Annotated in this window: 10 protein-coding genes; 6 read left to right on the plus strand and 4 right to left on the minus strand. The window is 42.5% G+C overall.

Annotated features, from left to right (window positions below):
• Window positions 1-252 precede the first annotated feature (252 nt).
• Complete coding sequence (locus H1A14_RS19705) at window positions 253-861, plus strand: HdeD family acid-resistance protein (RefSeq protein WP_194778024.1); 609 nt, start codon at window positions 253-255, stop codon at window positions 859-861.
• 21 nt (window positions 862-882) lie between these two features.
• Here the strand turns inward: H1A14_RS19705 and H1A14_RS19710 are convergent, their stop codons facing one another.
• Window positions 883-2,661, minus strand: coding sequence for an SLC13 family permease (locus tag H1A14_RS19710; RefSeq protein ID WP_194778025.1), 1,779 nt, complete (start codon window positions 2,659-2,661; stop codon window positions 883-885).
• A gap of 57 nt (window positions 2,662-2,718) precedes the next feature.
• Entirely contained in the window at window positions 2,719-3,546 is an 828-nt protein-coding gene (locus tag H1A14_RS19715; RefSeq protein WP_194778026.1) for a ZIP family metal transporter, read from the minus strand.
• A gap of 644 nt (window positions 3,547-4,190) precedes the next feature.
• On the opposite strand from H1A14_RS19715, the gene H1A14_RS19720 reads away from it, so the two are divergent.
• Together H1A14_RS19720 and H1A14_RS19725 are read left to right on the plus strand one after the other, a co-directional pair.
• A complete protein-coding gene (locus tag H1A14_RS19720) occupies window positions 4,191-4,568 on the plus strand; it encodes a VOC family protein (RefSeq protein ID WP_194778027.1) in 378 nt (125 codons plus the stop codon).
• Window positions 4,569-4,793: 225 nt separating this feature from the next.
• A complete protein-coding gene (locus H1A14_RS19725; protein ID WP_194778028.1) occupies window positions 4,794-5,792 on the plus strand; it encodes a zinc-binding dehydrogenase in 999 nt (332 codons plus the stop codon).
• A gap of 22 nt (window positions 5,793-5,814) precedes the next feature.
• Here the strand turns inward: H1A14_RS19725 and H1A14_RS19730 are convergent, their stop codons facing one another.
• Window positions 5,815-6,897 (minus strand): 3-oxoacyl-ACP synthase III family protein, encoded by a 1,083-nt coding sequence (locus tag H1A14_RS19730; protein WP_194778029.1) that lies wholly within the window; start codon window positions 6,895-6,897, stop codon window positions 5,815-5,817.
• Window positions 6,898-7,079: 182 nt separating this feature from the next.
• The gene (locus tag H1A14_RS19735) at window positions 7,080-8,000 is read right to left on the minus strand and encodes a class I SAM-dependent methyltransferase (protein WP_194778030.1); all 921 of its coding nucleotides are present in this window, start codon (window positions 7,998-8,000) and stop codon (window positions 7,080-7,082) included.
• Window positions 8,001-8,240: 240 nt separating this feature from the next.
• On the opposite strand from H1A14_RS19735, the gene H1A14_RS19740 reads away from it, so the two are divergent.
• The 3 genes from H1A14_RS19740 (at window position 8,241) to H1A14_RS19750 (ending at window position 13,338) form a co-directional block, all read left to right on the plus strand.
• The gene (locus tag H1A14_RS19740) at window positions 8,241-8,882 is read left to right on the plus strand and encodes a 3-keto-disaccharide hydrolase (protein WP_194778031.1); all 642 of its coding nucleotides are present in this window, start codon (window positions 8,241-8,243) and stop codon (window positions 8,880-8,882) included.
• Between the two features lie 141 nt (window positions 8,883-9,023).
• Window positions 9,024-12,080 (plus strand): PVC-type heme-binding CxxCH protein, encoded by a 3,057-nt coding sequence (locus H1A14_RS19745; protein WP_194778032.1) that lies wholly within the window; start codon window positions 9,024-9,026, stop codon window positions 12,078-12,080.
• Between the two features lie 124 nt (window positions 12,081-12,204).
• A complete protein-coding gene (locus H1A14_RS19750; protein WP_194778033.1) occupies window positions 12,205-13,338 on the plus strand; it encodes a DEAD/DEAH box helicase in 1,134 nt (377 codons plus the stop codon).
• The last annotated feature ends 237 nt before the right edge of the window (window positions 13,339-13,575 follow it).

Here is a 13,575-nt window from a genome sequence, read left to right on the forward strand (position 1 = left end):
GAAGGCCTATTTATTTGCCGAATAAGGTAAATGAAATACACTTTTAGCCCATTCATTTACAAAAGTTAGGTGATGAAAAAAATTAAAAGTAGGATTAATTTGAAAAATTGACTTTTTTTGTGAAATTAGTTATACTAACATTGAGTTGAATATCAAAATTTTCGTTAAGCATTAGCTAAGTTTTATAAAATTTTATTCTTCATTATCCCTTTCCGTCATATACCTTATCAAAAACACTAAATCCCTACGATCATGCCTAAAGAAATCATAGAAAAATTGCAATACAAGGTTAAAAACTGGTGGCTTACTCTGGTATTGGGAATCCTCTTTATTCTGGTAGGAATCTGGACCATGGCTACTCCTTTATCCAGTTTTGTAAGTTTGAGTATATTGTTTGGTGTAATCATGTTTGTTTCAGGAGTGACAGAATTAACTTTCTCTATTTCTAACCGAAAAGAAATTGATAATTGGGGTTGGCATTTTGCTGGGGCCATCGTGGACTTTATCATTGGGGCCATGCTCCTGTTTTATCCTGGCCTGACGATGGCTGTACTTCCATTGATGGTGGCTTTTTATTTTATGTTTAAAGGTTTCGCCGGAATCGGTGCTTCTATGGACATCCGTCGTGCCGGCGTCGCAGGATGGGGATGGGGGTTGTTTTTTGGAATAGTCTCCATGTTGCTCGGGATCATGATTGTTTTTAACCCGATGATTGGGGGATTGGCCATTGTTTATTTTACAGGTATGGCATTTATAGTCATCGGTCTTATCAAAATCTTTATTTCCCTGCAGTTGAGAAAAGTGAGACACAACGTAGCATCCGTAAAAGAAACCATTAAAGCAAAACTGGCATCCGGTTAATTCTATTTCTTGCTTTTTGATTTAACCTGATAAAGGCCAGAAATATAGGATCAAAGGAATTGAGATGACAGTGATCAAGATCTCAAGAGGCAGGCCCAATCTCAGGTAATCGGCAAACTTGTAGCCACCAGGCCCCATGACTAGGGCGTTGCTTTGATGGCCTATGGGTGTCAAAAACGCACAGGAAGCACCTACAGCTACGGCCATGAGAAAAGGATCACCTGCGACTCCCATGCCTGAAGCTACACTTATGGCGATCGGAGCCATCAAGACTACGGTAGCAGCATTGTTGATGATGGCCGAGAGCAGCATGGTGACTACCAAGACCAGTCCAAGAATGGCCCATTCGGGTAAGAAGTCTTTTAGGATTAAAATCTGCTCTGCAATAGAAGTGGCACCCCCGGAGGTTTCCAAAGCAGTTCCCAATGGTAGCAGCGCCCCCAACAAAATAATGACTGGCCAATCCACCCCATTGTACACCTCACGAAGTGGAATGACCTTGGTCAGAACCATAAGCAAAGCAGCCAATGTGAAAGCTACCTGTACTTCCATCCAACCAGTAATGGTTAGACCTAAAGCCAAACCAAAAATTCCCAAGGACAAAAGGATGTTCTTTGGCTGACCTAAGTTAAGTCCCCGGTCGGCTAAGGGCAAACAGCCCATTCTCTCCAGTGCTTCATCTATGCGGTCACTTTCGCCCTGTACCAGGATGACATCTCCTACTTGGAATTTCACATGATCGATTCTTTTTCTTATTTTCTCACTTTGGCGCGAAATGGCCAGCAGGTTGACACCAAACCTATAACTCATCTGCATAGAGGCCGCAGATCGGTTGATGATTCTGGCATTGTCCATGACTACAGCTTCTACCAATGAGATATTAACCGCCTCTCTTTCAGATTTTTCTGATCCTTTTTCTTCTCCTTCAAGTTTGGTTTTGGAATCTTCGATAAACTCTTTGATATCTTCCGGGTCACCTTGAATGGTGATGATGTCATCCTTTTTAAAGACAAAATCTCTTCCAGGAGCAAAGGTCATTTGTCTATTCCGGATGATGTTGAGTACCTGAATATTGCCTCTGGTAAATTCATGGATAGCACTCCTTGGCTCATCTTTGAGCTTAGAATCTTCCGTGATTTTGACTTCAGTGATATAATCATCAATGTTAAATTTATTTTTCCCATTTTCATTAGAAACCCTTTTGGGCACCAGTCGCCAACCTACCAGCACAATAAAAACCAATCCGATCACAGCCAAAACAATTCCGACAGGTGCAAAGTCAAACATCTTGAACCTACTCCCGAATTGCTCTGCGCGGATCATGGAGACGATGATATTCGGGGGTGTTCCGATTAGGGTGATCATTCCTCCCAGAAGGGAAGCAAAAGCAATGGGCATGAGATAGCTTGAAGGAGATTGTCCGCTTTTTTGGGCAATGTGCACTGCCAAAGGCATTGTCATGGCCAAAGCGCCGACATTGTTCATAAAGGCCGAAGCAAAACAAACCATGGTGCAAAGAAACGCTAGCTGCAGCGTAAAACTCATGTTTTTCTCCATCACCCACCGGGCTAGAAACTCAATCAATCCCGATCTTGAAAGCCCGTGACTGACCACCAGGATCATGGCTACGGTCACGACGGCAGGATGCGCAAATCCCAAAAAAGCATCCTCACCTGGAACCAGGCCAAAAATAACCAAAGTCAAAAGACAAATGATGGCAACCAGATCATACCGTATCTTCCCCCAGATAAATAGTACCAATGCCAAAAGTAAAGTGGAAAAAACGATGATTTGCTCCATGAATTGCAGTTTTGGTAGATAAAATACGAATAAAATCGCGAAGTCAATCAAAAATAATCAACCCAAAGCCACATCCAAAATCATCATAATGATAAATCCCCCAATAAAACCAAGGACAGCTAAATCTGTAAATTTATCCCGTTGTGTCTCAGGAATAACTTCTTCCACTACCACAAAAATCATGGCGCCCGCTGCAAAAGATAGCGCAAATGGTAAAATAGCTTCCATATGGACTACAGCAACCGCTCCCAATACACCTGCTATCGGCTCGACTAATGCTGATGCCTGACCATACATAAAACTTTTTCTTCGACTAATTCCCTGTCGGCGAAGTGGAATGGAGACAGCCATTCCCTCAGGGAAATTCTGAATCCCGATCCCGATTGCCAAAGCGATAGCTGCGGTTAAACTTGCCCCTTCCATACCGTTCGCAGCCGCTCCGAAAAGGATGCCCACCGCTAAACCTTCCGGGATGTTGTGTAAGGTTATGGCCAAGAGCAACAAGGTGCTTTTGTGCCAAGCTGTTTTTACCCCTTCTGTTTCTTTGGTTGCAAAATTGATATGCAGGTGGGGCATGATTTTGTCAAGGCCAAAAATGAATAGGGCCCCAAACAAAAACCCTACCGCTGCAGGAAACCAGGGCATGTGTGGATAGTCCTTCTCTGCATGACTGATGCTTGGAGCCAATAGGGACCAAAAACTTGCAGCCACCATGACTCCTCCGGTAAAACCCAACATGGTGTCAAAAACACCACGGTTGATTTTTTTGAAGAAAAATACCAGAGAGGCCCCAAGTGCTGTCAGAAACCAAGTAAAAAGGGTTGCAATCAATGCACTTCTGACGGGTCCGATTTCTTGGAACAAGGTCTCAAGATATTTTATCATAACCAATGATAGGGTAAAGACATAATTTCAAAAATACTTAATAATTTGAATGCTTTTGTATTGCCCATGAAATATTACCTTTTTACCATTTCCAAACAGGTGACAAAAATCCCTCATTTTAAGCCTATGCCATTGAATTTCAAAAGAATTCATATATCTTGCCAAACTGAATTAAGATTGTTTAGATGTTAATACTTCTATCCTGTTACATTCGTTAAAAAGGATAAGTGACGATTGGCTGGATAAAAAGTTAAATGATCCTGTTTTGGCAGAGGAAGAACAGTGAGGCCATTTGATAAATCAAGCTCCATGATTGTTTTGACTCATGTGACTTGATCCAGCGGAAAATTTTTAGCAATGATCATCTGGTATCCATTTCCAATGACAGCTGAAATTCTCCACTTTGATTTTTTCAAAACATTCCAATAAAAATAACGTCTGTTATCTTTATTGAAGCAATATATTTTGAAAAAAGAGTATCTTGTATTTAAATTCGTGTTTTCACCCAAAGCACAAACACACTGACCTTAAAGAAGGTTATTGAAAAAGGTAACGGTTTTGATTTTGACGATTTTGTTTTTTTCGAATGATAAACTGTTTGAATGTTTGATTAAAAAATTTTTATATTTTAAATGATGAAGACGATGAAAGCAATAACAGTGGAATGGTTCGAAATTCCCGTGAGCGACATGGAAAGAGCAATGAGCTTTTATGAACGCGTTTTTGGTATCAAACTATCACATCAAAAACTTGGCGTATTAGATATGGCTTGGTTTCCTTTCAATGATGCCTCTGGCGGCGCAGGGGGTACCTTGGTCAAACACGATGACTTTTATGCTCCCAGTACCTCTGGGACCTTGGTATACTTTTCCTCTGAAAATCTGGCGAAGGAATTGCTGAGAGTAGAAAGTGCTGGTGGAAGAGTGCTCATTCCCAAAACCCAAATTTCCCCGGAAATAGGCTATATGGCCGTGTTTATAGATTCAGAAGGTAACCGTTTGGCGCTGCATTCAAAAAAATAAAAGCCTATGAATTAAATCTACTTCCTTTTTCACTTACATTGAAATATCAAAGCTTTCCTCACTGGTCCACGAACCGGTGGGGAATGTTTTTTTTCGGGAGGTAATGTATCCCATCAATGGTTTCCGCTCATTTTACAGTTTTTTTTTCTTTGAAATTCGAACTTTGGGTCTCAATTGATGATTGTCTTTAGAGATAAGATATTCGGCCAAAACCATCCATTTACTATGAAAGCTATTATCCTAGACCAACAAACCCAAGATAAAATCGCCTATACCTCCTTCGATTTGCCCCCGTTGGAATCCCACCAAGTAAAGGTTTCTGTAAAAGCTGCTGCACTGAACCATAGAGATGAATGGAGTAGGAAAGGTATGTATCCAAACCTCAAGGATGGCGTAGTTTTGGGTTCTGATGGGGCAGGAGAGGTGGTGGAAATAGGTTCAGATGTAGCTTCCAAATGGCTTGGCCAAAAGGTGATCATCAACCCCGCTTTAAATTGGGGCAACGACCAAAGGGTGCAATCCAAAGAATTCAAAATTTTAGGCATGCCAGATCATGGTACCTTTGCCGAATATGTACAGGTACCTGCGGATAGACTATTCCATAAGCCAGATCACTTAAGTTGGGAAGAAGCAGCTGCTTTGCCACTGGGTGGGTTGACCGCCTTCAGGGCAGTCAGTTATCAAGCCGAGGTAAAGAAAGGTGACAGAGTCCTTGTGACTGGATTTGGGGGAGGGGTGGCCCAGTTTGCCGCTCAATTCGCACTTTCTTTAGAAGCTGAGGTGTATGTGAGTAGTGGTGACGCTGCCAAAAGGGATAAGGCCTTGCAGTTGGGGATGAAAGGAGTCTATAATTATAAAGACAAGAACTGGGTCAATGAAGCTCTGGAGGAAGTGGGCGGTTTTGATGTAATCATCGACTCTGCCATGGGCGATACCCTAACAGGCCTGATAAAAGTCTGTAAACCAGGTGGGAAAATCGTGTTTTTTGGGGCAACATTAGGCAATCCTCCTTCTGTGGAGGCCAGAAAAATTTTTTGGAATCAAATCAAGCTTATGGGTACCACGATGGGCTCTGACCAGGACTTTGAAGGGATGTTAGCCCATGTAAACCAACATAAAATCAAGCCACTCATTGATCAGGTTTTCTCTTTGGAAAATGCCTTAGAAGCCTTTGACCGAATGAAAGAAGGCAAACAATTAGGGAAAATCATTTTAAAACCGTAATCTCTTCGCTAGGAAAATTTGATTATGCTTGGTAGACCGCTGCATTGATGTTCATACCTGCCCCTACTGAAGCAAATACGATCAGATCCCCAGGATTGATTTCATGAGGTTTGAGGTCTCCTTTTAGAATCAGATCCAGCAAAGTAGGAATTGTGGCTACAGAGGAATTGCCCAACCATGAAATGGTCATAGGCATGATGTCTCTTGGAACATCTTCCAAACCATAGAGGTGAAACAATCTTTTGATAATTTCGTCATCCATTTTCCCATTGGCTTGGTGGATCAAGACCTTTTTTACAGCGGAAATTGGAACATTGGCTTTTTCCAGACAGGCTTTTATGGATGAGGGGACGGTTTCAAGAGCATACTGGTAAAGCCTCCGGCCATTCATTTTAAGGTAAAGGTTATCTTTCAACATACCATTTGATTTATAGGATTTCCCCATAAAGAGCATTTGTGAATACAAAATGGTATCGGACCTTGTTTTGTGAGAAAGAATGCCAATTGGTTTTTCACTTGCTTTGCCCTCTAAAAGGGTTGCGCCGGCTCCGTCGGCATACAACATACCGTCTCGATCATGTGGATCAAATATCCTGGAAAGGGTTTCGGTTCCGATCACCAAAACTTTTTTGGCATCCCCGGATCTGATATAATAATCGGCCTGAATGATTCCCTGTAGCCAACCCGGACATCCAAAGGGTAAATCATAGGCCACTGTTTCGGGATTTTCTATGCCCAGTTTATGTTTGATTCGAGCTGCAAGGCTTGGTACGATGTCCAATTGTTTATTGTCATCTCTTACATCGCCAAAATTATGTGCTACAATGATGTAATCGAGGGTTTCAGGATCCGTTGAGGACGATTCCAAGGCTTCCCTTCCAGCAAAATACCCAATGTCGGAAGCTGTTAATTCCGGACCGACATACCTTCTTTCCTCAATGGTCGTAATAGCATGAAATTTTTCAATGATTTCTTGATTGTCCTTATTTATTCTTGAACCACCCTTATCGTAAAATTCATGCGAAAGGAAATCTTCGTTTTTAATTTTAAGCTCCGGAATATATCGGCCGGTTCCTGAGATGATACTATAAATAGGTACTTTCATAAACTGGTTTATCTGGGTCAATAATATCGAATCAACGGGGTGATTATTTTCAAATCTGTATGAAAGGATGAATCTATTAGGATAAAGGTAAGTAAATGATGTTAATTTTTTAATATATTATAAATTTCTACTGATTTGATCAAAGGAATGAAATAGAATAGAAATAGGATTATCTAAGAAAGTTATTTCATTTCCTCACCGGTTTTTTCAAACACCAACCGGTAATGGTCCATGATTTCCCGTTCAAAACAGACCCTGTTGGGGCTGAGCTGAAAAATGTCAACCTGATGTTTAAAGGCCTTGTCTGTGAAGTATTTGGGAAGTAGCGATAGGTAGAGTCCGTATTTTCTCAGTCCAAACTTTCGGAATTTTTTCCGCCATTGCCCTATGGTTTCTATGTAATCTAGCCTTCCTGAACTTTTTGATATCAACTTAAAGTAGGGCTTGGCATTGTTGATGACCATTTCGGGTCCATAAGGCAACCAAGAACCTGGAAACTCCTCCACCATAAGCGCCATGATATGAGCCGATGACCCTTTTGGAGCATCTAAGCTCATATCCTCAAAAGGAATCATGTTTTTGCTGAAAACCATGGTTTGCATGTAAAATCGTCCCCCTGTATGCAATAAGTCATTCAAATGTTTGAAAAAATCATGGTAAATCGCCTCCTGTTTGCCAGCCTGCCATTCTTCTATGGAGCAAAAATGTTCCATACCTCCGATACATACAATGGCATCAAACAAACCAAAATCCTCTGGCTTTACATAACGGCAATCCTTAATCCGTACATCTAATCCGTTCTTTTGACAAGCTTTGGCCTGTCCTTCTGATAAGGTAAGGCCAATGCAAATGGCGCCTCTCTCTTCCGTAACATATTTTGTGAAAGGACCCCATCCACACCCCATGTCTAAGACCTTGCTACCTGCTTTGATTCCCAAACTATCCGCAATGAACTTGTGCTTGGCCCTTTGGGCTTCTTCAAGTGACATGCTGAAATCACCGTCGTATTTTGCTCCACTGAAGTCTCCTGTTTCTCCAATGCTTAATCTAAATATTTTGTCAATCGTCGTGTAAGTGAAATCAAGATCTTTTTTTACAGCCATAGGTTGTTGATTATTTTAAGTCTGCATTTAATTTACTATAAAATTTGGTCATTCAAAGTGTATATTGGATGGTTTTTTTATTTGGGCATCAGATCCAATCTTCAACCTCAACTATTCAGAAAGGGACTAAATTTTTCATTTATCCTTATCCTTGACCTTCTAGGAATTACTAAATCTGTATGTTGTTGAATTTGAACAGTAAATCACTTAACTTGAGAAGTAGACCAATTGTAACCCAAAATGAAAACATACCTATCGATAGGCTTGATGCTCTTATTCTCCACTGTGGTACTTGCCCAAAAAAAATCCGACAAAGATGGTTGGATATCACTGTTTGACGGAAAGTCCTTAGAAGGATGGACCATCAGTGAAAATCCAGAGTCCTTCTCCTTAGAGGATGGCGTTTTGAAAGTACAGGGAGATAGAGCCCACCTCTTTTATGTGGGTGAGGTAGAAAACCATGATTTTAAGAATTTTGAATTTAAGGCTGATGTAAAAACGATGGAAGGGGCCAATTCAGGAATTTTTTTCCATACTGAATTTCAGGATGATGGATGGCCGGAAAAAGGATATGAGGTACAGGTGAACCAAACCCACAGCGATTGGAGAAAAACCGGTAGTCTGTATTCTTTCAACGATGTGCGGGAGGTGCACGTCAAGGATGGAAAATGGTATAACCAACACATCATCGTGCAGGGGGACCATGTAACCGTAAAAATCAACGGCAAGACAGTCATGGAATACAAAGAATCTGAGGATACCAACCGTACTGGTGACCTGGGCAGCAAAAAACTCGATCGCGGTACTTTCGCCCTTCAGGCCCATGACCCAGAAAGCATTGTCTATTTCAAAAACATCATGGTAAAACCGCTTCCGGACTAAATGGACATTTTCCTTTTTGTTCACTTACAATTTGATTCCCCGGATTCTACCCGAAAGTAAAGGATACAGTTTGTTGGACCTTAACATATATTTATCCAATTGTATATTCTAAATAAGCATTAAGTAAGAATAAAACCTTCTATGACCTCTAATTTGAATCGCTTTTCCACGGTGCTTATGTGCTGTGTTTTGGTTACATTCCTTGCTTGTGAAACCAAAAACAATGCTCAAATTTCTTCATATGATAAATTGACCGAAGAAGAAAAACGTTTGCCAGAAAACGCTTTACTAGGATTAAAAGTGGCTGAAGGTCTTGAGGCTACGCTTTTCGCATCAGAACCTGCCCTCACCAACCCAACCAATATTGACATCGACCATAAGGGTAGGATATGGGTACTTGAAGCCTATAATTACCGACCTGCCATCACTGGAAACGACATTGAAGAGGCAGGGGATAGAATCCTGATTTTGGAAGATACCAATGGAGATGGTGTTCAGGATAAGCAAACTGTTTTTTATCAGGGTCCTGAAATCAATGCTCCTTTGGGGATTTGGGTGATGGGCAACCAAGCCATTGTTTCTCAAAGTCCTTATGTCTGGCTTTTTAAGGATACCAATGGAGACGATAAGGCTGACCAAAAAGAGATTATTTTCCAAGGTATTTCAGGCGAACAGCATGACCATGGCATGCATGCTTTTGTTTTTGGCCCAGATGGCAAATTTTACTTCAATTTTGGAAATTCAGGGGCACAACTCAAAGATAAAAACAATAATATCATCAAAGACATCCATGGAGTTGAGATTTCAACGGCTAATTTTAAGCAAGGTCTGGTCTTTAGGTGCGATCCGGATTTTACCAACATCGAGGTTTTGGGTCAAAATTTCAGAAACAACTACGAAGTAGCGGTAGATTCTTATGGAACACTTTGGCAATCCGACAATGACGATGATGGCAACCAAGGGGTGCGGATCAATTTTGTGATGGAGTATGGCAACTATGGGTACAAAGACGAAATGACCAATGCGAGTTGGACCGCCAACCGCACCAACAAAGAAAAAGAAATTCCCCTTCAGCACTGGCACCTCAATGATCCGGGTGTCGTGCCAAACCTTTTGCAAACAGGTGCAGGTTCCCCAACGGGTATTTTGGTTTATGAAGGCCGTTTGTTGCCAGAGATCTATTGGGATCAGATGATCCATGCAGATGCAGGTCCCAACATCATCAGAGCCTATCCTGTGGAAAAGGATGGCGCAGGTTATACCGCCACGATAGTGGATATCCTGGAGGGTGACAATGATCAGTGGTTCCGACCTTCAGATGTTTGTGTAGCGCCTGATGGGTCACTGTTTGTGGCAGATTGGTATGACCCTGGGGTTGGAGGTCACCAAGCGGGAGATTTGGACAGAGGCAGGATTTTTAGGATTGCACCTCCCAATACCCCTTATAAAGTACCCGAATATGATGTCAATCAAATTGAAGGTGCTTTGCAGGCTTTACAAAACCCAAACCTTTCCTGGCGCTACCAAGCTTGGCAGAGTCTCCAAAAAATGGGGTCCCAAGCCGAGGCAGGTCTTTCAGCGATGTTTGAATCACATGAAAATCCAAGGATGAGGGCGAGGGCTTTTTGGGTATTGGTAAAAATGGAGGGTAAAGGAGAGCAGTATGTTGATAAAGCGATCAAAGACGTCAATCCAGACATTCAGATCGCTGGGTTAAGGGCAGCGAGACAATTGAAATTAGATTTGATACCCTTACTTCATACTCTTGTCGAGAGTAAAGATCCTCAAGTAAGGAGGGAGTGTGCCATAGCACTTAGGCTGAATAAAGCCCAGGAAGCCCCCCAATTATGGGCTAAATTGGCAGCTCAACATGACGGTGACGATCGATGGTATCTTGAAGCTTTGGGAATAGGGGCGGAGCAACAATGGGATGCTTTTTTTGCGGCTTGGACCAAGGAAGTGGGCTCAGTTGATTTGAGCCAAAAGTCACATCAGGACATCGTGTGGAGGGCAAGGACAGGCAAATCGATCCCTTATTTGGCTAACTTGGCCGCTTCCAACCAAGATTCTTTACCAAATAGGTTGCGTTATTTCCGAGCATTTGATTTCAACCCAGATGCAGAAAGCAAATCCAAAGCCCTGATCCAAATGCTGGATAGTGAAACTGAGGAAGAAAAGGAAATCAAAAAATTGGTAATCAATCACTTGGACCCCAAATTTGTCAGGGGTTCTCCCATAGCCATGGCTGCCCTTAAGGAGGTATTGGATGACATGGAAGGCACCTATGAATTTGCCGAGATGGTCCGTAAATATGAAATGAAAGAGGAAAATCCAAGGCTGTTGCAACTGGCGTTGGATCAATTTGATCAATCTACTGGTAGATTGGCTGCAGACGTCCTTTTAAAACAAGATGGAGCCCAGTTGATCAAGGAAGTCTTGCAAAGGGGAGAAGAAAAGCAGGTATTTGACATGATGACCGCTCTCAGAGGAATTGGCTCTAAACAAGCACTGGACATGTTGGAATCCATGGTATTTGATGAAGGGCAGTCCATGAATGTAAGAAGGGCAGCCACACAGGCCTTGGGGGGTAGCTACTCCGGGGAGGACAGGGTGCTGGCGCTATTGAAAGAGGATGCCCTTCCCGAAAACCTCAAAGCTTCAGCCGTGGATGGCGTAAGCTGGGCATGGAGGAAAAGCGTAAGGACAGAGGCGGCTGCTTATTTGCCTGGAACTGAAGGTGAAAGTGATCTCCCTCCTTTGCAAGACTTGTTGGCCATGTCAGGAGAGGTGGCCAATGGTGCCCTTGTATTCCAAAGTAATTGCGCCATATGTCATCAGGTAAATGAAGTAGGAAATGATTTTGGTCCCAAGCTGACCGAAATCGGCAGTAAACTGTCAAAAGAAGCCCAATACATTGCCATCATCCATCCAGATGCCGGAATCAGCTTTGGCTACGAAGGCCACATCATCAAAACCAAAGACGGGAGCACCTACGGCGGGGTGATTGCCAGCCGTACCGAAACCGATTTGGAATTGAAAATGCCGGGGGGTGCGGTCACCAGGCTGAAGACCAGTGACATTGCCTCAATAGAACAGATGGACAACTCCATGATGCCCTCAGGTATGGAAAAAACCATGAGCACCCAGGAATTGGTCGATTTGGTGGAATACCTGATGAGTCTGAAAAAAAGTGCTTGATACCAAAAGTTCAAATGATTGCTTTGTCAATCTTGCGTTACTTTAAAACCATTTTGTAGGAATTTATTGGACCATCTTTTCATACCAAAAGCTTTAGCCTTACCTTTATTGGAAATCTTCTTCCATGACCTTTTCTTCTTTAGGATTATCTCCTTCCATATTGGAGGCGATTCAAAAAGCCCAGTACGAAAGTCCATATCCCATTCAGTTGGCTGCCATTCCGCCCATTCTTCAACGTAAAGATGTATTGGGCATAGCACCCACGGGTTCAGGAAAAACAGCAGCTTATGTACTGCCGATACTTCAGCAGCTCCAATCAAAGCCTACCAACCAAAGTCGTGAAATCACTGTTTTGGTTTTGGTACCTACACGGGAACTTGCAGCCCAGGTAGAAGAAACGGTCAAAATGTTTTCCCAACACCTGCCCCGAAAAGTGAAATGTGCAGCGGTTTTTGGAGGGGTTTCCATCAATCCCCAAATGATTCACCTGCACGGCACTGACTTATTGGTAGCTACTCCAGGTCGATTGCTGGATCTTGTTTCCAAAAATGCCATCCAATTGGATAAACTAAAGATTCTAGTGTTGGATGAAGCAGACAAAGTCCTCAACCTGGGATTCAAACTAGAGGTAGATGAGATCCTTTCCAGACTTCCCAAAAAGCGACAAAACATCCTTTTTTCAGCTACCATGGAAGCTGAGGTTGAGGATTTGATAGCGCAAACGTTACATCAACCTATCAAAATTGAAGTCAACCAGGATCCTATAGCTCCAGAACTTATCGCCCAGACGGCCTATCTGGTGGCCAAAGAAAAAAAAGGACCTTTGCTGAGGCATTTGATTGAAAAAGGGGATTGGCAACAGGTATTGGTTTTTACTTCATCTATTCGGGCTGCCGATAATTTGGCAACTAAGCTCAACAAAAACGGCATTCAGGCTACCGCATTTCATGGGGACAAAAGTCAGGGGGCCAGAACAGATGCATTGACCAAATTCAAGGCCGGCCATATAAGGGTCTTGGTAGCCACTGATCTTGCTGCCAGAGGAATTGACATCAAATTTCTTCCCCATGTGGTCAATTTTGAATTACCCAGATCTCCCAAGGACTATGTCCATAGAATCGGAAGGACCGGAAGAGCAGGGTCGGAAGGGGAGGCCGTCTCTTTGATCACTCCCGAAGATCAACACCATTTCAAAGTAATCCAGAAAAAAATGGGCCGATGGGTGGAGATGGTAGATGCCCAGAATCTTGGTTTTTAGTTGGTTGGAATCGCACTTTAAGGGATGATTAGACCTTTGGATCAAAATTCACATTTTCATGGTCAATCTGAGCTAAGTTTGTCAACCTGTGGTAAAAGCTTGTCAAATTATCTTCGAAACTTAGAAAATAACCTCCCTTTTTACCGTCACTCTGAGTGGTGCGAATCCTGGCCGCCAAAGGAGTCTTCATATTTTCGGAGAGATGCCTGCCCAGCCTTTAGGCGGGCCTGCCCAGCC

Source organism: Pararhodonellum marinum (assembly GCF_015354735.1).
Taxonomy (GTDB): domain Bacteria; phylum Bacteroidota; class Bacteroidia; order Cytophagales; family Cyclobacteriaceae; genus Pararhodonellum; species Pararhodonellum marinum.

Bases quoted from the DNA above. Each gene is read 5' to 3' on its own strand.
- H1A14_RS19730 (WP_194778029.1), bottom strand. From the start codon at position 6,897: ATGAAAGTACCTATTTATAGTATCATCTCAGGAACCGGCCGATATATT.
- H1A14_RS19725 (WP_194778028.1), top strand. From the start codon at position 4,794: ATGAAAGCTATTATCCTAGACCAACAAACCCAAGATAAAATCGCCTAT.
- H1A14_RS19740 (WP_194778031.1), top strand. From the start codon at position 8,241: ATGAAAACATACCTATCGATAGGCTTGATGCTCTTATTCTCCACTGTG.
- H1A14_RS19715 (WP_194778026.1), bottom strand. From the start codon at position 3,546: ATGATAAAATATCTTGAGACCTTGTTCCAAGAAATCGGACCCGTCAGA.
- H1A14_RS19710 (WP_194778025.1), bottom strand. From the start codon at position 2,661: ATGGAGCAAATCATCGTTTTTTCCACTTTACTTTTGGCATTGGTACTA.
- H1A14_RS19745 (WP_194778032.1), top strand. From the start codon at position 9,024: ATGACCTCTAATTTGAATCGCTTTTCCACGGTGCTTATGTGCTGTGTT.
- H1A14_RS19720 (WP_194778027.1), top strand. From the start codon at position 4,191: ATGAAAGCAATAACAGTGGAATGGTTCGAAATTCCCGTGAGCGACATG.
- H1A14_RS19735 (WP_194778030.1), bottom strand. From the start codon at position 8,000: ATGGCTGTAAAAAAAGATCTTGATTTCACTTACACGACGATTGACAAA.
- H1A14_RS19705 (WP_194778024.1), top strand. From the start codon at position 253: ATGCCTAAAGAAATCATAGAAAAATTGCAATACAAGGTTAAAAACTGG.
- H1A14_RS19750 (WP_194778033.1), top strand. From the start codon at position 12,205: ATGACCTTTTCTTCTTTAGGATTATCTCCTTCCATATTGGAGGCGATT.